The 22846-nt window shown below is 61.5% G+C and carries 20 protein-coding genes; 15 read left to right on the forward strand and 5 right to left on the reverse strand.

The features are described from left to right. The first annotated feature begins 247 nt into the window (after nucleotides 1-247). The 11 genes from WN982_RS20045 (at nucleotide 248) to WN982_RS20095 (ending at nucleotide 13305) form a co-directional block, all read left to right on the forward strand. Nucleotides 248-1018 (forward strand): ferredoxin--NADP reductase, encoded by a 771-nt coding sequence (locus tag WN982_RS20045; RefSeq protein ID WP_341313632.1) that lies wholly within the window; start codon nucleotides 248-250, stop codon nucleotides 1016-1018. Nucleotides 1019-1576: 558 nt separating this feature from the next. Next, the gene (locus tag WN982_RS20050; RefSeq protein WP_341313633.1) at nucleotides 1577-2527 is read left to right on the forward strand and encodes an ATP-binding protein; all 951 of its coding nucleotides are present in this window, start codon (nucleotides 1577-1579) and stop codon (nucleotides 2525-2527) included. A 10-nt stretch (nucleotides 2528-2537) separates the two neighbouring features. Further along, nucleotides 2538-3194 carry a response regulator transcription factor RqpR gene (gene rqpR / locus WN982_RS20055; RefSeq protein WP_341313634.1) on the forward strand — a complete coding sequence of 219 codons (657 nt, stop codon included), beginning with the start codon at nucleotides 2538-2540 and terminating at the stop codon, nucleotides 3192-3194. A 147-nt stretch (nucleotides 3195-3341) separates the two neighbouring features. Continuing rightward, complete coding sequence (locus WN982_RS20060) at nucleotides 3342-4733, forward strand: amino acid permease (protein WP_341313635.1); 1392 nt, start codon at nucleotides 3342-3344, stop codon at nucleotides 4731-4733. Between the two features lie 939 nt (nucleotides 4734-5672). Continuing rightward, nucleotides 5673-6191 carry a (2Fe-2S)-binding protein gene (locus tag WN982_RS20065; RefSeq protein WP_341313636.1) on the forward strand — a complete coding sequence of 173 codons (519 nt, stop codon included), beginning with the start codon at nucleotides 5673-5675 and terminating at the stop codon, nucleotides 6189-6191. A 10-nt stretch (nucleotides 6192-6201) separates the two neighbouring features. Next, a complete protein-coding gene (locus WN982_RS20070; RefSeq protein ID WP_341313637.1) occupies nucleotides 6202-8586 on the forward strand; it encodes a xanthine dehydrogenase family protein molybdopterin-binding subunit in 2385 nt (794 codons plus the stop codon). A 23-nt stretch (nucleotides 8587-8609) separates the two neighbouring features. Beyond that, nucleotides 8610-9407 (forward strand): xanthine dehydrogenase family protein subunit M, encoded by a 798-nt coding sequence (locus tag WN982_RS20075; RefSeq protein ID WP_341313638.1) that lies wholly within the window; start codon nucleotides 8610-8612, stop codon nucleotides 9405-9407. Nucleotides 9408-9546: 139 nt separating this feature from the next. Further along, on the forward strand, nucleotides 9547-10434 hold the full coding sequence (locus WN982_RS20080; protein ID WP_341313639.1) for a MoxR family ATPase: 888 nt from the start codon (nucleotides 9547-9549) through the stop codon (nucleotides 10432-10434). 5 nt (nucleotides 10435-10439) lie between these two features. Then, a complete protein-coding gene (locus WN982_RS20085) occupies nucleotides 10440-11723 on the forward strand; it encodes a VWA domain-containing protein (RefSeq protein WP_341313640.1) in 1284 nt (427 codons plus the stop codon). Then, complete coding sequence (locus WN982_RS20090) at nucleotides 11714-12310, forward strand: carbon monoxide dehydrogenase subunit G (RefSeq protein ID WP_341313641.1); 597 nt, start codon at nucleotides 11714-11716, stop codon at nucleotides 12308-12310. The genes WN982_RS20085 and WN982_RS20090 overlap by 10 nt, the downstream gene beginning before the upstream one ends. Then, nucleotides 12283-13305, forward strand: coding sequence for an XdhC family protein (locus tag WN982_RS20095; protein WP_341313642.1), 1023 nt, complete (start codon nucleotides 12283-12285; stop codon nucleotides 13303-13305). The genes WN982_RS20090 and WN982_RS20095 overlap by 28 nt, the downstream gene beginning before the upstream one ends. Nucleotides 13306-14061: 756 nt before the next feature. On the opposite strand, the gene WN982_RS20100 is transcribed toward WN982_RS20095, so the two are convergent. Beyond that, nucleotides 14062-14805, reverse strand: a complete 744-nt coding sequence (locus WN982_RS20100) for a PepSY-associated TM helix domain-containing protein (RefSeq protein ID WP_341313643.1) — start codon at nucleotides 14803-14805, stop codon at nucleotides 14062-14064. A 329-nt stretch (nucleotides 14806-15134) separates the two neighbouring features. Between WN982_RS20100 and WN982_RS20105 the strand changes: the two genes are divergently transcribed. Then, nucleotides 15135-17036 (forward strand): DUF3857 and transglutaminase domain-containing protein, encoded by a 1902-nt coding sequence (locus WN982_RS20105; RefSeq protein WP_341313644.1) that lies wholly within the window; start codon nucleotides 15135-15137, stop codon nucleotides 17034-17036. Between the two features lie 33 nt (nucleotides 17037-17069). Here WN982_RS20105 and WN982_RS20110 read toward each other — a convergent pair whose 3' ends face one another. After that, nucleotides 17070-18098, reverse strand: a complete 1029-nt coding sequence (locus tag WN982_RS20110) for a serine/threonine protein kinase (protein WP_341313645.1) — start codon at nucleotides 18096-18098, stop codon at nucleotides 17070-17072. A 90-nt stretch (nucleotides 18099-18188) separates the two neighbouring features. Continuing rightward, nucleotides 18189-18401, reverse strand: a complete 213-nt coding sequence (locus WN982_RS20115) for a hypothetical protein (protein ID WP_007179664.1) — start codon at nucleotides 18399-18401, stop codon at nucleotides 18189-18191. Nucleotides 18402-18783: 382 nt separating this feature from the next. On the opposite strand from WN982_RS20115, the gene WN982_RS20120 reads away from it, so the two are divergent. Beyond that, nucleotides 18784-18927 (forward strand): hypothetical protein, encoded by a 144-nt coding sequence (locus tag WN982_RS20120; protein ID WP_341313646.1) that lies wholly within the window; start codon nucleotides 18784-18786, stop codon nucleotides 18925-18927. A gap of 230 nt (nucleotides 18928-19157) precedes the next feature. After that, the gene (locus tag WN982_RS20125) at nucleotides 19158-19343 is read left to right on the forward strand and encodes a hypothetical protein (RefSeq protein WP_341313647.1); all 186 of its coding nucleotides are present in this window, start codon (nucleotides 19158-19160) and stop codon (nucleotides 19341-19343) included. A 159-nt stretch (nucleotides 19344-19502) separates the two neighbouring features. Here the strand turns inward: WN982_RS20125 and mgrA are convergent, their stop codons facing one another. Continuing rightward, a complete protein-coding gene (gene mgrA, locus WN982_RS20130; RefSeq protein WP_341313648.1) occupies nucleotides 19503-20546 on the reverse strand; it encodes an L-glyceraldehyde 3-phosphate reductase in 1044 nt (347 codons plus the stop codon). Between the two features lie 182 nt (nucleotides 20547-20728). Between mgrA and WN982_RS20135 the strand changes: the two genes are divergently transcribed. Then, the gene (locus WN982_RS20135) at nucleotides 20729-20935 is read left to right on the forward strand and encodes a DUF3185 family protein (RefSeq protein ID WP_341313649.1); all 207 of its coding nucleotides are present in this window, start codon (nucleotides 20729-20731) and stop codon (nucleotides 20933-20935) included. Between the two features lie 896 nt (nucleotides 20936-21831). On the opposite strand, the gene WN982_RS20140 is transcribed toward WN982_RS20135, so the two are convergent. Next, entirely contained in the window at nucleotides 21832-22593 is a 762-nt protein-coding gene (locus WN982_RS20140; RefSeq protein WP_341313650.1) for a phytanoyl-CoA dioxygenase family protein, read from the reverse strand. Nucleotides 22594-22846 lie beyond the last annotated feature (253 nt).

A 22846-nucleotide genomic window follows, 5' to 3' on the forward strand; every position in this document is an offset into this window, starting at 1 on the left:
TGTACTTCGCGGCGCCCGATTGTATCGACAGCCGGCGCCGACGCTTCGAGGTCCGGTAACCCGCTTTACCACGTCGCTTTGCCACGTTTATCGCGCTCAACTGCAGCGCCGCAGCCCTTATGCAGCGGGCGCGGTAAAATAGCAGATTGCGCGTGATTCCCGACCACGGGTTAGCGCAGCATCGCCCTTGCCGTGCCGGCCGGCTAAAACGACTGGCCGCCTTTGTTTTCGCACTATCCAAGAAGCCATGAGCAACCTGAATCCACAAACCGTCCTGAGCGTCCATCACTGGACCGATACGCTTTTCAGCTTCACCTGCACGCGCGATCCGTCGTTCCGTTTTGAAAACGGGCAGTTCACGATGGTGGGCCTCGAAGTCGAAGGCAAGCCGCTGATCCGCGCCTACAGCCTCGCGAGTGCGAACTATGAAGAGCACCTCGAATTCCTGAGCATCAAGGTGCAGGACGGCCCGCTCACGTCGCGTTTGCAGCATCTGAAGGTCGGCGACGAAGTGCTGATCGGCAAGAAGCCGGTCGGCACGCTGATGGCCGACAACCTGCTGCCGGGCAAGACGCTGTGGCTGCTGTCCACCGGCACGGGTCTCGCGCCATTCATGTCGATCATCAAGGATCCGGACATTTACGACCGCTACGAGCGCGTGATCCTGACCCACACCTGCCGTTTCGTCGACGAACTGGCGTACAAGGAATACATCACGGATCATCTGCCGGCTCACGAACATCTGGGCGAGCTGGTGCAGGAAAAGCTGCTGTATTACCCGACCGTCACGCGTGAAGCGTTCCAGAACCGTGGCCGCATCACTGAACTGATCGAAACCGAAAAGCTGTTCGCCGACCTCGGCGTGCCGGGCTTCTCGCTCGAAAACGACCGCGTGATGCTGTGCGGTAGCCCGCACATGCTGCGCGACACGCGCGAACTGCTGGACAAGCTCGGCTTCGAGGAAGGCAGCAACAATTCGCCGGGTCACTACGTGGTCGAAAAGGCGTTTGTGGGCTAAGCGTCGCTTGACCGGCAGCTAGCAAGTGCTGCGCAAGTATCGGAAAGGAGCCTTCGGGCTCCTTTTTTTATTGCGTCAAACGTCAAAATAGCCGAAAACCGGCCCGGGAAAAGCGTGGCGGACAGATGTGCCGACGCTTCGCCACGCGTGGCGGCAACGTTGCGCGGCGCCTGAAACGCCCCGAGCCACGTGTGTTGCGTGGTTACAAATGCCGCCCTATGTTTTGACATTTAACGTCAGTATTATTCCTACAAGTACGACGTTGCGGTACATCAACCATTGCGTGAAATATAAGCGCTAACCCTTGGTGTACCTGCACTTTTTCTTTTTTTGAGATATCATCGCGGCGCACGATCAGTCGCTTTAGCATGCCGTCGCAGTACGATCCGTTTGTTACTGAATGTAAATTTCGTTACGCCTTGCCGTAGCGATTTGTCCGTCACGCCATGCGCGTCGCGGACATTTCTGGAGGCCAGAGACTCGCATGCGTTCTTTCGTCTTCGCGCCGCCGACGCGCACCCGCTTTGCCGTCCACACCGCTTCCTGAGAAGGAAAGTCATGGATACGTCGACTGTCGTCCCGTTCAGTGCGCACATTCCGCCCTCTCTGGTCCGTCATGGATTCGTTACGCCCGCAGCGAGCGCCTCCTCGGCCGAGGTCACGGCCCAGCATGCCGCTTCGGCATCCGGTTCGACGCCCGCGTCGCTGCGCCGCCGCGGCGCGCAGCAGTCCGCGCCGCAATCCGCCGCCGAGCGCGAACTTGCACGGCTGCACGCCCGCGTGCGCGAACTGTCGGCTGAACTCGTGCAGGCGCAGGAAGCGGCCTGCCGCCATGTGGCGCGCGAACTGCACGACGGCGTGGGCGCAGAACTGACAGCCACGCGCTTTGCGCTCGCCGGCGTCGAAACCTGGCTACCCGCCGACGCGCCGCCGCAATGCGCCGCCGCGCTCGAAGTCGCGAACCGTTCGCTCGACGCTGTCTGCACCGCGAGCCGTCAGGCCGTGGCTGAGTTGCATGCGCCGTCGCTGGATGCGGGCATCGTCGGTGCGCTGGCGCAATGGGCCGGCGACTTCGCCACGCGCACTCGACTGCGCACGAGTTTCGTCTGCGCCACCGACGTGCGGCTCACACGGCTGCCCGCCGACGCGGCGCTCGCCGTGTTCCGCGTCGCCCAGGAAGCGCTGAACAATATCGCCAAACACGCGCGCGCCGAAGCCGCCGACGTGCGGCTCGAAACCAGCCGCCGTTATCTGACGCTGATCGTCAGCGACGACGGTATCGGCCTGGCGCGCAACGCCCGCAGCCGTCGCGGCCATTTCGGCCTGAGCAGCATGCGGGCGCGCTGCGCCGCCTTCGACGGCACACTGCGCGTCGGCGCCCGGAGCACGGGTGCCCGCCGCGGCGAGAGCGGCAACTCAATGCGCGGCACGACTGTGTATGCACGCTTTGCGTGGGATGCGATCCTGGCGAGCGCGCCGGACACTGAACGCCGCGCGCTTCAATCGTGAGTACGCCATCATGAGCCTGCGCATCCTGCTCGCCGACGACCACGCGGTGGTCCGCCAAGGCGTCCGTCAGTTGCTGCTCGACCGCGGCGTGGCGCGCGAAGTCACCGAGGCGCAAAGCGGCGCCGAGGCGCTCGACGCAGTCGGCAAACACAGCTACGACGTGGTGCTGCTCGACATTTCGCTGCCCGACATCAACGGCGTCGAAGTGCTCAAGCGTCTGAAACGCAAAGCGCCGCGCGTGGCCGTGCTGATGTTCTCGATGTACCGCGAAGACCAGTACGCCGTGCGCGCACTGAAGGCGGGCGCCGCCGGCTACCTGTCGAAAACCGTCGACGCCGCGCAGATGATTAGCGCGATCCAGCAGGTCGCGGCGGGCCGCAAATACGTCAGCCCGGCAATGGCCGAAGCGCTGGCCGACTACGTGTCATTCGACGGCGAGCAATTGCCGCACGAAAAGCTCTCCGATCGCGAATATCAGACGCTATGCATGCTGGCGTCGGGCAAGCGCCTGACCGACATCGCCACTACGCTATCGCTGTCGGTGAAGACCGTCAGCGTGTACCGGACCCGGCTGCTCGAAAAGATGAAGCTGCGCAACAACGCGGAGCTGACCTTCTATGTGATGAGCAACCGTCTCGTCGACCTGAATCCGGCGATGGCGGGCTGAGGCCGGCCGCCGTCCACCCACCTTCCATCCACTGCGCGACGCCTGAAAACACTGTCCCAAAATGGTGCAAAGGCGCGCATCCGTTAAAATCGCGGGTTTCCCGACATTCGGCGCGCAAGATGCGTGCACTACTGGAGACCCCCGCCAATGTCCCTGTTTCGCAAGAAGAGCGTCGAACATATGCTCGTGGCGAGCGCTCAAAGCGCCGGCCTTAAAAAAGCGCTCGGCGCGCTCGATCTGACCTTCCTCGGCGTCGGCGCCATTATCGGCACTGGCATTTTCGTGCTGACCGGCACGGGCGCGGTCCAGGCCGGCCCGGCGCTGATGATCGCGTTCCTGATCGCGGCGCTCGCGTGCGGCTTTGCAGCACTCGCGTACGCCGAATTCGCGTCGACGATTCCGGTCGCGGGTTCTATCTACACGTACTCGTACGCGACGCTCGGCGAACTGGCCGCATGGATCATCGGCTGGGACTTGATGCTCGAGTATGGGCTGGCGACTTCGGCCGTGTCGGTCGGCTGGTCCGGCTATCTGCAATCGCTGCTGTCGGGCTTTGGCATTGCGCTGCCGGTGGCGCTGTCGGCGGCGCCTGGCGCTTTGCCTGGGCATGAGACGTTCTTCAATCTGCCTGCTTTCCTCGTGATGATGGCAATCACTGCGTTGTTGTCGGTCGGCGTGCGCGAATCCGCGCGGATCAACAACATCATGGTGGCGATCAAGGTTGTCGTGGTGTTGCTGGTGATCGCGGTCGGCGTGTTCCACGTGACGCCGGCCAACTGGCATCCGTTCATGCCGAACGGCTGGAACGGCGTGTTCGGCGCCGCGGCGGTGATGTTCTTCGCGTTCATCGGTTTCGATTCGGTTTCTTCCGCTGCGGAAGAAGTGAAGAATCCCAAGCGCGACCTGCCGATTGGGATCATTGCCTCGCTGGGCGTTTGCGCGGTGTTGTATGTGGCCGTGGCGGCCGTTGTCACGGGGATCGTGCCGTCGGCGCAGTTCGCCAATATTTCGCACCCTGTGTCTTATGCGTTGCAGGTTGCGGGTCAGAAATGGGTGGCGGGCTTTATCGACCTTGGCGCCGTGCTTGGCATGCTGACCGTGATTCTGGTGATGGCTTACGGCCAGACACGGGTGATCTTCGCGATGTCTCGGGATGGGTTGTTGCCTGCGCGGCTTTCTCGTGTGCATCCCCGGTTTGCTACGCCTTTCTTTACCACGTGGATGGTCGGGATTTTCTTCGGGTTGATTGGCGCTTTGGTGCCTTTGAATGTGCTTGCTGAGCTGATCAATATCGGCACGTTGGCCGCGTTTTCGATGGTGTCGATTGCTGTTCTTGTTTTGCGTAGAACGCATCCTGAGTTGCCTCGGGCGTTTCGCTGCCCTGGCGTGCCGGTTGTGCCGGTGGTGGCTGTTGCCTCTTGTCTGTTTTTGATGGTCAATCTGCAGGCGGTTACCTGGATTGCTTTTGTGGTTTGGCTTCTTATTGGAATGGTGATTTATTTTGGCTATTCGCGGAGGCATTCCAAGTTAGCGAGGTAGGTTTTTTGTTTTTTTTGCCTGCGCGGCGCTGTGGGTGTGTGCCTGCGGCGGTGGCCTTTCCTTGATTTGTTATTGGTCTATTAGCGTCGCCCCTGTGCGGGGCAGGCACTTACTTTCTTTGCCGCCGCAAAGAAAGTAAGCAAAGAAAGCGGCTTCACCCCGCTAATTCTTAAGCGGGTCCCCTGGCTTGGAGGAGGCAGTGGAGCATCTGGAATCGGTGTTCTCGCACATTCAGCCCTGGTGACAAGGCAGTCATACTTCCGGCGGCGCTTCGCGCGCCGCAGCGGTACTTCATCAAACGACCTCCTGCTTTTGGCACTCGCCTTTCGACCAGCGTTGGCCTGCCGATGCATTGCCAACGCCCAACGTGTGCCAACATTTCGCTCTGGGTGATAAGTTCGCGCATGCACAAAGCTGCGCCTCGCCGAGGCGTAGCCGATGGCCCCCACCGCCCACAAACGAAGCCACTGGTTTCCCTTGCAGACCGTTCCGGCGAGCACGCAGTGCGAGGCGGGAAGCATGACTGCCTTGTCACCAGGGCGGAGTGTGCGAGAGCACCGATTCCAGATGCTCCACTATCCCCTCCAAGCCGGGGGACCCGCTTAAGAATTAGCGGTGTGAAGCCGCTTTCTTTGCTTACTTTCTTTGCGGCGGCAAAGAAAGTAAGTGCCCGCCCCGCACAGGGGCGACGCTAATAAACCACTAAGAAATCAAGGAAAGGCCAACGCCACAGGCACACAGCCATAACGCGCCACGCAAGGCAAAACCCCCAATCACGCGCTACGCGCAAAAAAACCCCAACAACTTCCCCTCATAGCGCCATCGCCCAATTTGTGCTTTACTTTTCGGCAGAACCATAAAAAGAAAGCAACAAACACATCGGACCAGCTGAAGGCAAGAAACAAAAAAGTCCGATCTCACCCCATAAGGAGACACTCCATGGCGATCAGCATCAGTCTGACGGTGAACGGCGCGCCCATCAGCGCCTCAATCGAACCTAACACCCTGCTTGTCCAGTTCCTTCGCGATCAACTCCGCCTCACCGGCACGCACATCGGTTGCGATACTGCCCAGTGCGGCGCATGCACAGTCCACCTGAACGGCCGCTCGATCAAATCCTGCAACATCCTCGCGGTCCAGGCCGAAGGCGCAGAAGTCACCACCATCGAAGGGCTCGCCAAAGACGGCGCCCTGCATCCGATGCAAGCGGCTTTCAAACACTGCCACGGGTTGCAGTGCGGCTTCTGTACACCAGGCATGGTGATGAGCGCCATCTCGCTCGTCCAGCGTCAACCCGATCTCACCAGTGACGACGTGCGCGCCCAGCTCGACGGCAATCTGTGCCGCTGTACGGGATATCACAACATCGTCAAAGCCGTGCTCGAAGGCGCGGCCGGTATGAAGTCCTCCGGCACGGCCCACGCCGGCGCGTCGGCCACCGCCCAAGCGACCGCCTGAGGAGCCAACGATGAACGCCCCCGAAACACATGGCCTGATCGGCGCATCCGTAGAACGTAAGGAAGACTATCGGTTCCTGACCGGCCACGGCCAATACACCGACGACGTCGTCCTGCCTCAGCAAACCTACGCGGTGTTCCTGCGCTCGCCGCACGCACACGCGAAAATCAACAGCATCGATACCGCCGCGGCCAAACAGTCGCCCGGCGTGATCGCGATCTTCACCGGCGCTGACATGGCCGCTGAAAACGTCGGCGGCCTGCCGTGCGGCTGGCTGATTCACAGCACCGACGGCAAGCCGATGAACGAGCCGCCCCATCCGGTGATCGCGCACACGAAAGCGCGCCACGTCGGCGATCAGGTCGCACTCGTGATCGCCGATTCGATCAAGGCCGCGAAAGACGCCGCCGAACTGATCGAGGTCGACTACGACGTGCTGCCCGCCGTGGTCGACACCGCGCATGCAGCGGATCCCGGTCAGCCGGCGGTCCACGACGAAGTGCCCGGCAACGTCTGCTACAACTGGGGTCACGGCGATAAGGCCGCGACCGACGCCGCATTCGCCAAAGCCGCGCACGTTACCACGCTCGATATCGTCAACAACCGCCTGATCCCGAATGCGATCGAACCACGCGCGGTCAACGCGAGTTATTCATCGCAAGACGACAGCTACACGGTCTACGTCGCGAATCAGAATCCGCACGTGGAACGATTGCTAATGGCCGCATTCGTACTATCGCTGCCGGAATCGAAACTGCGCATCATCGCGCCGGACGTCGGCGGCGGCTTTGGGTCGAAAATCTTCCTGTACGCCGAAGACGTCGCGCTGACGTGGGCGTCGAAGAAGATTCGCCGTCCTGTCAAATGGACCGCCGAGCGCTCGGAAGCTTTCCTGTCGGATGCGCACGGCCGCGATCACGTGACCAAAGCTGAACTGGCGATGGATGCCGACGGCAAGTTCCTGGCAATGCGAATCCATACGACCGCCAACATGGGCGCGTATCTGTCGACGTTCGCGTCGAGCGTGCCGACCATCCTGTACGCGACGCTGCTCGCCGGACAGTACGCGACGCCCGCCATCTATGCCGAGGTGAAAGCGGTCTTCACCAACACCGTACCCGTCGACGCGTATCGCGGCGCGGGCCGTCCCGAAGCGACGTACGTCGTCGAGCGTCTGGTCGAAACCGCCGCTCGCGAGATGAAACTCGATCCCGCGGAAATCCGCCGCCGCAATTTCATTCGCACGTTTCCGTATGCGACGCCGGTCGGCCTCACCTACGATACCGGCGACTACGACACCATCCTGGCACGCTCGCTCGAACTGGCGGACGTAAAAGGCTTCGAGGCACGCAGACAGGAATCCGAAAAGAACGGTAAGCGCCGCGGCCTCGGTTACTCGTGCTACATCGAAGCGTGCGGTTTGGCGCCGTCGAACATCGCGGGCGCATTGGGCGCACGGGCGGGGCTGTTCGAAGTCGGCCAGATTCGCGTGCATCCGACCGGCTCGGTTACCGTGTTCACCGGTTCGCACAGTCACGGTCAGGGCCATGAGACAACCTTCGCGCAAGTGGTGGCGGACCGGCTCGGCATTGCGCTGGAAAGCGTCGAGATCGTCCACGGCGACACCGGCCGCATTCCGTTCGGCATGGGCACGTATGGTTCGCGCTCGATCGCGGTCGGCGGCTCGGCGATCATGAAGGCGCTCGACAAGATCGAAGCCAAAGCGAAGAAGATCGCCGCGCATCTGCTCGAAGCCGCAGCGGAAGACATCGAGTTCAAAGACGGCATATTCCGCGTCGCGGGCACCGATCGCACCAAGGCGTTCGCCGACATCTCGCTCGCCGCTTATGTGCCGCACAACTACCCGCTCGACGTACTCGAACCGGGCCTAGAGGAAAGCGCGTTCTACGATCCGAGCAACTTCACGTATCCGGCGGGCGCCTATATCTGCGAGATCGAGGTCGATCCGGATACGGGCGTGTCCCAAATCCAGCAATTCACCGCGGTCGACGATTTCGGCAACGTGATCAACCCGATGATCGTCGAAGGCCAGGTGCACGGCGGGCTCGCGCAGGGCATCGGTCAGGCGATGCTGGAACGCTGCGTGTACGACAACGAGAGTGGCCAGTTGCTGTCCGGCTCGTACATGGACTACGCGATGCCGCATGCCTCCGATCTGCCGGATTTCACCGTCGAAACCGCGAAGGGCACACCGTGCACGCACAATCCGCTCGGCGTGAAAGGCTGCGGCGAGGCGGGCGCGATCGGCTCGCCGCCGGCGGTGATCAACGCGATCATCGACGCGCTCGCGCCGCTCGGCGTAACCGATCTGCAAATGCCGGCGACGCCGCATCGCGTGTGGTCCGCGATTCAAGCCGCCAAGCAACCCAACTGAGATCCTGAGCGGGAGCATTCGACATGTATGCATTCGAGTATCAACGCGCGACGGATCCCAAAGGGGCCGCCGCGGCCATCGCAGCCGATAGCAACGCGAAATTTATCGCCGGTGGACAAAGCCTGTTGCCGACCATGCGCCTGCGTCTCGCGCAACCGTCGCAACTGATCGACGTCACGCGGATTCCGGCGCTCAAATCGATCACCGTCGATGCGAAAACGGTGACCATCGGCGCCGCCGTCTGTCACGCGGACGTGGCGGAGCACGCCGCGCTTCGGCGCGTGTTGCCCGCGCTCGCTGATCTCGCCTCGCACATCGGCGATCGCCAGGTGCGTGCGCTCGGCACGATCGGCGGCTCGCTCGCGAACAACGATCCGGCGGCATGCTATCCGGCTGCGGCGATGGGTCTGGACGCGACCATCGTCACGGACCGGCGGCGGATTTCGTCGAGCGATTTCTTTGTCGGCATGTACGAGACCGCATTGGCGCCCGACGAGCTGATCACCGCCGTCGAGTTTCCGGTGCCCGAACGTGCGGCATACGAGAAATTCGACAATCCGGCTTCGCACTTTGCGCTGGTCGGCGTGTTCGTCGCGAAGTTCGCGAGCGGCGTGCGCGTCGCGGTGACGGGCGCGGCGGCTTCGGTATTTCGCGTGCCGGAACTGGAAAACGCGCTCACGGCGAATTTCACACCGGAGGCCGCGCGCGCGGTCACCGTGTCGGCGGCCGATCTGAGCACGGACATGCACGCGAGCGCCGAATATCGCGCGCATCTGATTCCGGTGCTGGCGGCGCGAGCGGTGGTGAGGGCGAACGGTTAGCGGTACGCGCTGTTGACGGCTGACGTGGCGTGCCAGGCATGGCGCGTCAGCCGCGTTCGCTCGCTGTTCGCTCATTGTTCACTCACTCAGCGACGCAGCCGCGCAGTTTTGCTCCTCACCGTGCGGATTCGGGAACGCCATGCAGCCTGCTTCAATCGACGACACCCTCGCGCAACTCGCCGCCCAGAACTATTTCGCCAGCCGCGAGCTGGCTACCGCGTTGTATCTCGCGCTTCGTATGGAGCGGCCGTTGTTCGTCGAAGGCGAACCGGGCGTCGGCAAGACCGAACTCGCCAAGGCGGCGGCTGGCATGCTCGGCACCTCGATGCTGCGGCTGCAATGCTACGAAGGACTCGACACCGCCAGCGCGCTCTACGAGTGGGACTACCCGCGGCAGATCATGGCACTGCGTCTGGCCGAAGCCGCCGGCGAGCGGCCTGCGAACGACACGCTGTATCGCGGCGAATTCCTGCTGAAGCGTCCGCTGTTGCAAGCGCTGATGCCCGACGAAAATCATCCGGACGCGCGGCGCGTGCTGCTGATCGACGAGATCGACCGTGCCGACGAGCCGTTCGAAGCGTTCCTGCTCGAACTGCTTTCGGACTTCCAGGTATCGATTCCCGAGTACGGCACGGTGCGCGCAGCGCAGCCGCCGCTCGTCGTGATGACGTCGAACCGGACGCGCGAAGTGCACGATGCGTTGAAGCGCCGTTGTCTGTATCAATGGATCGGCTATCCCGAGCGCGATCGTGAGCTGGAGATCGTCGCCGCGCGGGCGCCGCAAACGTCCGCGGAACTGCAACGGCGCGCCGTCGATTTCGTGCATCGGCTGCGCGGCATGGATCTGTTCAAGGCGCCCGGCATCGCCGAAACGATCGACTGGTGCCGTGCGCTGGAGGCGCTGTCGGTGACCGAACTCGATCCACAATCGGTGCAGAACACCCTCGGTGTGCTGCTCAAGTATCAGGACGATCTGGCGCGCGTCGATGCCGCGCAGATTGCACAATGTCTCTCGCTGCCGGGGTAACGGCAATGACCCAGTCAACGGACGCCGCCAACGGCGCTTCGGCAAACGACACCCATCAAACCGGCGACGCCGGCGCTCCGATCCTGGCCCGCAACGTCGTGCATTTTGTGCGCGTGCTGCGCGGCGCGGGCTTGCCGATGTCGCCCGCGCAAGCCGCCGATGCGCTCGCCGCGTTGCACTGGATCGATCTCGGCCGGCGCGACGACGTGCGCGCCGCCCTCGCCGCCTTATTGGTCTCCGCACCGGACGAACGCGATCTGTTCGACGCCGCGTTCGATCTCTTCTGGCGCGACCCTGACTGGGAAGGCAAACTGCGTGCGCTCCTGTTGCCGAAAGTCCGCGACGGCTTGCCGCCGCCCAAGCGCAACAACCGTCTCGCCGACGCACTCGCGGTGCGCACGCCGCCAGCGCCGCACGGCAAGCACCCGCGGGAAACCGAGCAGCATGAACTGCACGCGCACGTCACCTTCAGCGCGGAGGAGCGGCTACGTCATCGCGATTTCGACACCCTTTCCGCCGATGAATGGCGCACGCTGCGTCATCTGATCCGCGGCCAGCGTCTGCCGCTCGCCACCGAGCCGACGCGCCGCCTGAAGGCGGCCTCGCGCGGCACGCATGCGGACTTGCGCGCGAGCGCCCGGCACGCCGTGCGTGCGGGCGGCGACTGGACGGTGTGGAAGTATCGGGCGGTGGTCGAACGCAAACCGCCGCTGGTGTTGCTGCTCGACATCTCCGGCTCGATGAGCAGCTATTCGCGCGCGGTGCTGTACTTCTGCCATGCGCTTTTGCAATCGCGCGAGCGCTTGCAGGTGTTTCTGTTCGGCACGCGTCTGACCAATGCGACGCGCGCGCTGCGCGAGCGCGATCCCGACGTGGCGATCGCCACGCTCACCGAGCAGGTGGTCGACTGGTCGGGCGGCACACGCATTGGCGCGGCGCTCGCCGAATTCAATCGACGTTGGGCACGCCGCGTGCTGACCGGCAGAGCTACGGTGCTCCTCGTGACCGACGGCCTCGATCATGAGGCAATCGACGTGCTCGACACCGAAATGGCCCGCCTGCACCGCTTCGCCCACCGCATTGTCTGGCTCAATCCACTGCTGCGGTTTAGCGGCTTTTCACCGAAGGCGCGCGGCATACAGGCGATCCTGCCGTATGTCGACGCGCATCGTCCGGTTCATAATCTAGACAGTCTGGCAGCGTTCGGCCGCGACCTCGCGCAACTCACGCGTGCGCCTCGTCTACCCGTATCCGCCACGACAACAGCAGGAGCAATGCCATGGAATTGACCGAAACCTATACGCTGCCGATTTCGCAGCAGCGCACGTGGGAAGCGCTGAACGACACCGAGATCCTGCGCGCATCGATTCCCGGCTGCGAGAGCATCGACGCGGATGGCGAGAATGCTTACGCGGTCGTGATGAGCGCCTCGGTGGGTCCGGTGAAGGCGCGCTTCAAAGGGCGTATGCTGCTGACCGATATCGATGCGCCGAACGCTTACACCATCGTCTTCGAAGGCCAAGGTGGCGCGGCAGGCTTCGGTAAGGGTAATGCGCGCGTCACGCTCGAACCTGACGGCGACGCCGCAACAAAGCTGATGTACTCGGCGAATGCGCAGGTCGGCGGCAAGCTGGCGCAGATCGGCTCACGGCTCGTCGACGGCGCCGCGCGTAAAATCGCCGGCGAATTTTTCAAGCGCTTCGGCGCGCAGGTCGGCGGCGACGGCGGCAGCGCGACTGCCTCGGACGACGAGCAAAGTGCGGCCGTGGAAGCGGCGCCGCAGAATACAGATTCGACTGAGGCTGCGGACCCGGGGTCTGACGGCAAGGAACCGAAAAGGAAGAAATCATGGAGAGCGTGGATCTCGAGGTTCTGAAGTCCAGCGCCCGCTGGCTGGAAGAGGGACATCGCGCGCTACTGGTGACAGTGGTGAAGACGTGGGGCTCGTCGCCGCGTCCCGAGGGCGCGATGCTTGCGGTGCGCGACGACGGTCTGGTGGTCGGCTCGGTATCGGGCGGTTGCATCGAAGACGACCTGATCGACCACGTGCGGCAAAAGGGTATCGATCAGACGCGCCCGGAGGCGGTCAAGTACGGCATCACTGCCGAAGAAGCCCATCGCTTCGGCTTGCCTTGTGGCGGGACGATCCAACTGGTGTTGGAGCCGTTAACGCCGCAAAGCGGCATTGCCGAACTGTGCCACGCGGTGGAGGACGGCCGGCTGGTGGCACGCGAAGTCGATATGACGAGCGGCGCGGTGCGGCTCGATGCTGCGCAGGCGACTGACGGCGTGCATTTCGACGGCGAGCGTTTGTTGACGATTCACGGCCCGCGTTACCGGATGCTGGTGATTGGCGCGGGACAGTTGTCGCGCTATCTGTGCCATATCGCGGTGGGGCTGGATTATCAGGTGACCGTGTGCGATCCGCGTGAGGAGTACACCGAGGAGTGGGATATTCCCGGCACGAAGATTGTCCGCACGATGCCGGACGATACCGTGATTGAGATGAAGCTCGACGAGCGGTGTGCGGTGATTGCTTTAACGCATGATCCGAAGCTCGATGATCTCGCTTTGATGGAGGCTTTGAAGACGCCGGCTTTTTATGTCGGTGCTTTGGGGTCCAGACGGAATAATCAGGCACGGCGCGAGCGGTTGAAGGAGTTCGATCTCAACGAGGCGGAGTTGGCCCGACTGCATGGGCCAGTTGGGATTTATATCGGCAGCCGGACGCCGCCGGAGATCGCCGTTTCTATTCTGGCCGAGGTGACGGCGGCCAAGAATGGGGTTTCTTTGCCTACTTTACTTCAGGTTGAAGGCGCTAAGGCAGCGCGGGAGATGGCCGCTTCTGGTAGTGCGGCTTGTGGGGTTTGAAGGTTTTTTTTGCCTGCGCGGCGCTTTGGTTGTTGTGCCTGCGGTGTTGGCCTTTCCTTGTTTTCTTAGTGGTTTATTAGCGTTCCCCCTGTGCGGGGGGGCACCTACTTTTCTTTGCCGGCCGCAAAGAAAAGTAGGCAAAAGAAAGCGGCTCAAACCGCTAATGCTAAGCGGGTCCCCCGCGCAGTCACGGTAGTGGAGCATCTGGAATCTGTGCTCTCGCACATTCAGCGTGAGTGACAAGGCAGTCATACTTCCGGCGGCGCTGCGCGCGCCGAACGGTACTTCGAAAACCGCTAGCGGGGCTTCACCTCTACGGTAATTCTGTGAATCGTTTCAATGGTGAATCTTCATTCGGAATTCAAATAATTTATCGCATTCGCGCGGCAGCGATAATTCGTCACCCCAGCGCTGAGGGAAGCCGACGGCCCCGCAGAGCCAAGCAAAACCGCTGGTTTCCCTTGCAGACCCTTCCGGCGAGCACGCAGTGCGAGGCGGGAAGCATGACTGCCTTGTCACCAGCGCGGAATGTGCGAGAACACTGATTCCAGATGCTCCACTATGTCCTCCAAGCCAGGGGACCCGCTTAAGAATTAGCGGTGTGAAGCCGCTTTCTTTGCTTACTTTCTTTGCGGCGGCAAAGAAAGTAAGTGCCTGCCCCGCACAGGGGCGACGCTAATAGACCACTAAGAAATCAAGGAAAGGCCAACACCGCAGGCACACAGAAACAAAGCGCCGCGCAGGCAAAAAACCCAATTACATCAATCCACAAACAATAGCGGCCACCACCGACCCACCAACCAGAACCACCCCAACCAAGCGTCGCTTATTAAGCTCAGTCCACAACAAGACGCCAGTCAAAGAAAGCAACACCATCCCACCAGCGATCGTATCGATCAACAAAACCCACCCAACACTCAACCCGACACCGCGATGCAGATTATTCATCGTAGTAAGAAAAGAGTTCTGCGTGCGCTTCACCGCAACAAACCCATTCCCGACCCAATACTCGGCCTGCACACCCCCAGCAGGCCCCACAATCCCGACTTGCCAGAACTCTGGCTGCATCGCACTGCGATCCCCCCAGGCAACAGGATGCGCGGGCTCGCGCTTCACTCTCCCTGGTTTGCCGTCAATCTTCAACTCGCCCTTGAGCCACTTCGCCATGTCCATCGGCGAACTCAATTTCTTCTGCGGCAATGGAATCTGCATCTCCTCAACCTGCGGCTCCCCCGACGACACCTTCAACGGCCCACCCCGGTGGTTCAGCAAAAACCCCGTCGCGCCGAACATCAAGCCCAACACAGCGCCCCACAACCCAACCCAGCCATGCACCTTGCGCAGCCACTTGATGAAATTCGCCCGCCGCGAACGCTGGCGCCGCGCGGCCTGTTCGGCATCGTCCATCAAATGACGGCCACGCTCCGGCGCATGAGCGGTGTAATGCGTGCCGCCAGCAGCCGCAGCAGGTTTCAGATCAGTCGATTCAGGCGCGTTCAAATCAAGGCTCCAGGCGCAGCGGTTCAAACCATCGCCGGCGCGCAACGGCCAGGCGCACGCTCACACCAGCGGTAAGTAAAGTATCGAAAAGAAGCGCCGGACAACCCAGCTTGCGGACCAGGCCGCCCGGCTGAGAGGCTGGCTGGCAGTCACAGAGGAGGAGAAATGTGACAAAAGCTGGCGATGCCTTTCAATTGAGAATGGATATCATTACACAATTAGGGTGTTTTCTCAATCGCGACACGCGGCATCCGCTTGACATCCGGGCGGCGCAAACCGACTCTAAGCAGCGATCCCGTCAACGTTGCCGTTTCGGATACCTGCCCGCCATGCGCCTCTCACCGCTTGTCTGTCTCGGCACATTCAGCTGGCTCGTCGGCATCCACGCGGCGAGCGCCAGCGTCCCGGGCAAACCGGACGACCCCTATACGAACGAAGGCGAGATACAGACCTTCACCGTCAATGCCGACGGCTCGTACTCGAAACTCGATTCGATGACGCTGCACGTGAACAACGAAGCAGGCGTCGCGCGTGTGGCGCAGCAATACGTCTGGTTCAATCGCAACATGGCGGATGTGCAGATCATCGAAGCCTACACGACGAGCGCCGACGGCGTGCGTCACGACGTGCAGCCGGAGCAGATTCGCGATGTGCAGGAAGTCCGCTCGTTTGACGCGCCGATGTTCCAGGACATCCAGGAAAAGGTGATCGTATTCCCCGCGGTCGAACCGGGCGCGCGCGTGCATCTCACCTATCGGAAGACGCAAAAGCTCCCGATCGTGCCGGGCGAGTTCAGCGACTTCACGCCGCCCGATCTCGCGCCGACCCACAACTTCCGCCTGATCTACGATCTGCCCGCCGACAAACCGCTCTATGCCGATGCGCGCGGCTTCACCGTTGTGCAACCGGTGACGCGCGACGGCCGCACACGTTATGAATATCGCTATGACAAGGCGCATTTCAGCCGGCTTGAACGCGGCTCGATTGCGTACGTGTCGTACGGCGACCGGCTGATGGTCTCGACCTTTCCTGACTACGCCGCGTTTGCTGCAACCTACAAAGCGTCCGCTGCCGATCCGACCGCGCGCGATGCCACCGTCACCCGTCTCGCGCAGAACCTCACCGCGCATGACCGCACGCCGCGCGCCAAAGCCAAGACGCTGTACGACTGGGTGCGCCGCAACATCCGCTATGTGGCGATCAACGTCGGGCGCGGCGCGGTGGTGCCGCATCGCGCGAGCGCTATCCTCGCGAACCGCTACGGCGACTGCAAGGATCACGTCGCGCTGTACGGCGCGTTGCTCGACGCAGTCGGCATCCGCAATGAGCCGGCGCTGATCAGCAGCGGCACGATCTACACGCTGCCGAGCGTTGCCGGTTACGGCGTCATCAATCACGTCATTACGTGGCTGCCCGACTTGCAGCAATACGCCGACTCGACCGCGTCGAATGTCGAATTCGATTTTCTGCCGTCGTCCGACCTGAACCGGCCGACCGTGCTGGTCGATCAAGGTGTGCTCGCGCACACACCGGCGACCGCGCTGACGACGCGCAGCACAGACCTGTCGATCAAGGTCGAATCGGATGGCTCAGCGAGCTTCACGTACCGGCTGGATGCGTCCGGCGCGTCCGCCGAACAGGCGCGCGCGATGTTGCGCATGCAGACGCCCGCGCAACGCGAGGAGTCGATCCAGGCGGAGTTGCGCAGCGTGAACCTGCGCGGCACGGCCACGCTCACTACCAGCGACCTCACGGCCGCCGACGGTCCGTTGACGATTACGATGAAAGGCACGATGGAAAGTCTCGTGGTGCCAGGCGCGTCGGCATCGATTCCTGCACTGACGAGTCTGGCCGGCGGCTTTGAAGCCGATACGCGCTACTGGCTCGGTGAACGCCAGCGCACGCAGCCGTTCGTCTGTCACAACGTGGCGTTGCACGAACGCGCGCGCATCGCGTTGCCGGCGAATTTCCACGTGCTCGACATGCCGGAAGCGAAACAAGCGCAAGATCGCCTCGTCGATTTCCAGTCGCAGTACACGTTCGACCCGCTAAGCAACGTCGTGACGATGACGCGCGACGGCGCCACCCATTTCGACAGCGATGTCTGCACGCCCGACGACTTCACGCAGATGCGTCCCGCGATAGAAGCGATCGGGCGCGACGTGCGCGCCGAAGTGATCGTCAAATCGACGCTGGTGGAATCGTCGAGCGTGGCGTCGCAGGCGCCGTGAGGCACAGTAAAAGCGCCTTGGAACAGCTAACGGTCAAACCGGCCAGAGCGGCCCTTCCTGCATCGCGCCGAGCTGCTCGCGCAGTTCGAGGATGCGGTCTTCCCAATAGCGTTGTGTGTTGAACCACGGAAACGCCGCCGGAAACGCCGGGTCGTCCCAGCGGCGCGCGAGCCACGCCTGGTAGTGAATCAGCCGCAGCGTGCGCAACGCTTCGACCAGATACAGTTCGCGCGGCTCGAAGTCGCAGAAGTCTTCGTAGCCGGCGAGCAGGTCCGTCAGCGCACACGACGCTTCCGCACGCTCGCCCGGCAGCAGCAGCCACAGATCCTGTATCGCCGGCCCCATCCGGCTATCGTCGAAATCGACGAAATGCGGGCCCGCGTCGGTCCACAACACATTGCTCGGATGGCAATCGCCGTGCATTCGCAGCATGCGAATCTCGCCGGCCCGCTCGAATGCGCCCTCGACACCTTCAAGCGCGAGATTTACTACGGTTTCCCAGGCGGTACGCACGTCGTCCGGAACAAAACGGTGTGACAGCAGGAAGTCGCGCGGTTCGTAGCCGAACGTGTGAATGTCGAGCGTCGGGCGCTCGGCGTAGTTTTGCGTCTGCCCAACCGCATGGATGCGGCCGATAAAACGCCCCAGCCATTCGAGCGTGTCGCGCCGGTCCAGATCCGGCGCGCGGCCGCCGCGGCGCTCGAAGATCGAGAAGCGGAAACCGTCGAAGGCATGCAACGTGCGGCCTTCGAAGACGCGCGCCGGCACCGCCGGAATCTCGCGCATCACGAGATCGGCGACAAAGGCGTGTTCTTCGAGAATGGCTTCGTCGGTCCAGCGCTCGGGGCGATAGAACTTCGCGACCACAGGCGGACCGTCTTCGACGCCCACCTGGTACACGCGGTTCTCATAACTGTTGAGCGGCAGCATGCGCCCGTCGGTGCGCACACCGACCGTGCTGAGCACGCTATCGAGCGCGTCGAGCACAATATCCGGCTTGAGCCGGGCGAAAGGGACGACGCTGTCGGCGCCGTCCTGTGGATCGAGAATGTCGTCGTTCATGCCCGCATTGTGCGCCGCGCCGCCGTCAAAGACGAGGGCGACGGCTCACCTTGCGGGTTACAGCCACCACGAATCGTCCTCAAACCGCCTTCAATGCATCTGCGCGCTCGACGGGCGCACAAGCTCGCCCGTATCGATCAGGTCTTCAAGGAAAAAGGGTTCAGTGTTCAGTTGCAGCGAAGCGCCGGGCTCACCGGCATACCACGCCACCATGGCCATGTCGCCGAGAATGCGCATGACGATCCCGCGTGCGCCTTGCGGCACGGCGATATGCACCGATCGGACAATGGAACCGATTTGCATGATGTTTCCCCGTTTCTCCCATAGCCGGCTTTATGGATTCCCTGCCGGTCAAGGTGATGATAAAAGCGCCGCTTCGCCGATAACGTTGCGTACGCACCCAATCTGCTTCGCGTGATGCAGGTGAGAGGTTCGTGTCATTGTTCCCGTTTTGCGGGGCGATGGAAAGCGCGAACAAACGACTGCTTACCCGTCGTTTCGCCCTATTCCATTACGGCACGCCGAGCCGGTGATCTGAGCGCAATGCGTCGTAACGGGATCATCATAAACCCTGAAGCGGCGGGGTACCAAAATCACGCCCCCGCCTCGCCAACAAGCGATACGTCAGCACGTGATTCGCCGGCGCCTGTTTCAGCGCACAGTTCGACGTCGTGTTCGCCGTTCAGTGCAGGGCAGTTTCGTCACACTGCACAACGACATCGGCTACCCGCTGCTCGCACCGCCTGACCAGTTGAGTCAGATGGAAATCGGCGCGATCTTCGTCGGGTATCTGACAGGGAGACATCGCGTCGCTGTGGCCGGGCCGTAAGTAAGCCCTGTGTAAGCAAACGCTTCACACATCGAGGCATGTTTGCTGCGGCGCGACAATCGCTGTGTGCCTTGCCAGGCCTGCTTCAACGGTCTGCGAATACGCGTTGCAGCGCGACAAAGCGCCGTTATGTTGCACTAACGGTCGCCTATACTCGAATCGAGCATTGGCAGCGCATGACTCCAGAAATAGAGCCGCTGCCATCGCTGATACCACATAAGGAGACGGGCATGACGACCTACTTCACGATCGGCGATTTCATCCTGGTCATTCCGATGGCGCTGGCTGGCGCTTTGTTTGTCGGTGCGCTCCCCTGCAAGACGGAATTGCGGCACAACGCGCTGCGCGTGCTTGGCGCGATTATCGGCGTGGTGTTCGCGGTCGTGCTGGTCGAAGGGTTGCCGGCGCTGGTGTAGCGGGGTCTGGCGAAGACGCCTTGGCTGCTTCGCAAATGGTTTGGTGGACTGAATGCTGTGGCTGCGGTCGCGGCGTTGGAGTCGCGCGCCTCGAACGCGCCCACAAAAAAGCCGCCTCACGGCGGCTTTTCTATTTCTACGACACGAAAATCTCCGAGTTCAGATCGCCTGATCGGTCGACGGCTTTTCCCACAGGTTGATACCGCCTTCGGTCGCGTAGCGGTCGATTTCCGCCAGTTCGTCTTTCGAGAACGCGAGGTTTTTCAACGCACCGACGTTTTCGCGCACCTGCTCGGCACGGCTTGCGCCAATCAGCACGGACGTGACGCGCTTATCGCGCAACGCCCAGGCCAGTGCCATTTGCGCGAGGCTTTGTCCGCGACGCTGCGCGATGTCATTGAGCTTGCGCACGTGTTCGATGTTTTGCGGGCTCAGATGCTCCTGCTTCAGCGAACCGCCGCCCGGCTTGTTGACACGCGCGTCTTCCGGCACGCCGTTGAGATATTTGCTCGTGAGCAGGCCCTGTGCGAGCGGTGTAAACGCGATGCTGCCCGCGCCGACCTGGTCGAGCGTATCGAGCAGTTCGTGCTCGATCCAGCGATTGAGCATGTTGTACGCCGGCTGATGGATCAGGAGCGGCACCTTGTATTCGGCGAGCAGCTTCGCCATTTCGAGCGTCTTGGTTGCCGAGTATGACGAGATACCGATGTACAGCGCCTTGCCCTGCTGTACGGCACTCGCCAATGCGCCGGCGGTTTCTTCGAGCGGCGTGTCGGCGTCGAAGCGATGCGAATAGAAGATGTCGACGTAGTCGAGACCCATACGTTGCAGGCTTTGATCGAGACTCGCGAGTATGTACTTACGCGAGCCGCCGCCCTGGCCGTACGGACCCGGCCACATATCCCAGCCGGCCTTCGACGAGATCAGCAGTTCGTCGCGATACGGCTTGAAGTCGTCTTTGAAGAGACGGCCAAAATTGGTTTCGGCGCTGCCGTACGGGGGGCCGTAGTTGTTGGCGAGATCGAAGTGTGTGATACCCAGATCGAAGGCGGTGCGCAGGATATCGCGCTGCGTGGAGATCGGCGTCGTATCGCCGAAGTTGTGCCACAGGCCCAGCGACAGCGCCGGCAGTTTGAGACCCGACTTGCCGCAGACGCGGTATTGCATGTCCGAGTAGCGTGCTGAATCTGCTTCGTAAGCCATTGCTAGAGTCCTTGTATCGCGTGCCGCAAAGCGGCGCTTTGGTTCGATGATTCGGCGTTTGGGTGAAGCTGGTTTGCTATGGTAGCCAATCGGCGCCTTGCATGCAGATGCCCAGTATGCGGGATGGACGGTTGCGTGTCGGTCCCCTACACTTTGGCCGATCAGATTTATCGGAGGGATTCATGACGAAGGCGATTTCAATCGCATTGATTGTTGGCGGGATTGTGATGCTGTACTTCGGTGGGCAGGCGTTCAATTCTGTTAGCAGCGATGTGTCTCGGGTGTTTACTGGGTCTCCGACCAATAAGGCGATCATGCTGATTGTTGGTGGTGTTGTTGCTACTGTTGCCGGATTGACCGGCGTGGCTTTGTCTGGACGGAAGAAGTAAGGGTTTTTTTGCGCGTGGCGCCTGGTTGGGTTGTTTGCCTGCGGTGTTGGCTTTTTTCTCGTTCTGTTTGCCTGCGCGGCGCTTTTGGTTGTTTGCCTACGGGGTTGCCTTTCCTTGATTTCTTAGTGGTCTATTAGCGTCGCCCCTGTGCGGGGCAGGCACTTACTTTCTTTGCCCACCAAGTGGACTTCCTTCGGGGCGCCGCCGCAAAGAAAGTAAGCAAAGAAAGCGGCTTCACACCGCTAATTCTTAAGCGGGTCCCCTGGCTTGGAGCAGGCAGTGGAGCATCTGGAACCAGTGTTCCCGCACACTCCACGCTAGTGACAAGGCAGTCATACTTCCGGCGGCGCTGCGCGCGCCGTAGCGGTACTTCATCAAACCACCGGCTGGTTTCGGCGCTCGACGGTACCTCATCAAACCGCCCGCCGGTTTCGGCGCTCAGTGGTACTTCGCGAAACCGCCTGCCGGTTTCAGCGGCGACGTTTCGCCCGGCATAGTGGCTCGCGCTCCCAAGCTTCAGTGCTTCGCCGAGGCGAAGCCGATGGCCCCCACCAAACCAAACCGAAGCCACTGGTTTCCCCAGCAGACCGTTCCGGTGAGCACGCAGTGCGAGGCGGGAAGCATGACTGCCTTGTCACCAGGGCTGAATGCGCGAGGACACAGATTCCAGATGCTCCACTACCTCCTCCAAGCCAGGGGACCCGCTTAAGAATTAGCGGGGTGAAGCCGCTTTCTTTGCTTACTTTCTTTGCGGCGGCGCCCCGAAGGAAGTCCACTTGGTGGGCAAAGAAAGTAAGTGCCTGCCCCGCACAGGGGCGACGCTAATAGACCACTAACAAATCAAGGAAAGGCAACGCCGTAGGCACACAGACATAATGCGCCGCAGGCAAAAAACTCTAAAACGCAATTTCAGGCTTAGCAGCCGACCGAGTCCCCGGCAACGGGACATTACTCGCCCCGTGATAGGTAAACACCAAAGAAAACTTAACCTGATCGCTAAGATTCTTCCCAGCCGAATGCAACGTATTGCAATGAAAAAAAACCACATCGCCGGCGCGAAGCTCAGGCGAAACAGCGGTTCGAATCAGCGCCTGATTCTCCTCCAGATCGGAGCGAAAAAACTTGGCCTCATCAAACCGATCAGAAGTAAAAGAAGCACTATGTGACTTCGGCACCAACCACAACGCACCGTTATCGACAGTCTCCGCCCCCACAGCAAGCCACACAGACACCAGGTCGTCACGCTCGAACGACCAATACCTCACATCGCGATGCCAGCCCGTCAAACTGCCATAAGCAGGATGCTTGGTCATCATGCAGTTGTGATGCGCCCGCGATAACCGCGGCTCCTCACCGAAATACAACTCCATCCAGCCGCGAATTTCCGGTGCAGTCGCCCATTGAGCAAAACTCGGATGACGCGCATACGCGTCGAGCAACCGCCGAACCGTATGCCCACCCGGCGCATATTTAGACTCCGGCGCCCCCGGATAACGCAGATCCGCTTCGAACTCGATCGGCGCCGCCGCCTCCTTCAATTGCCGCTCCGCAATCTGCTTCAGTTCGCCGCAACGCTCGGGTGACACCAGTCCCGGCACAACGACAAAGCCCTGCTCCCGCAACGTTTGAATCTGTTCTTTCTTCGAGTGAACTGACATGGATATTCCGTTACTTTCGACTGGCTGATGCTGGATTGTAAAACGGGCGCGATCGGGCTGCGCGCAGTTTCGCCCACCAACTCGCCCACCAGCCAGCCATCGTCTTACGCACGACTTTCATGCGCAATGAAATTTCATCGCACGTTGTAAGGGCAATCACGCACGATAGACGGGCGCAAAGGGCACGATCCGACAGGCATGCAGGACCTTCCAACCCCGTAAAAACCCGGATTCGCAGGGTAAAAACGGACTT

Origin of the sequence: Paraburkholderia sp. IMGN_8, assembly GCF_038050405.1 — a bacterium.
Classification (GTDB): Bacteria; Pseudomonadota; Gammaproteobacteria; order Burkholderiales; family Burkholderiaceae; genus Paraburkholderia.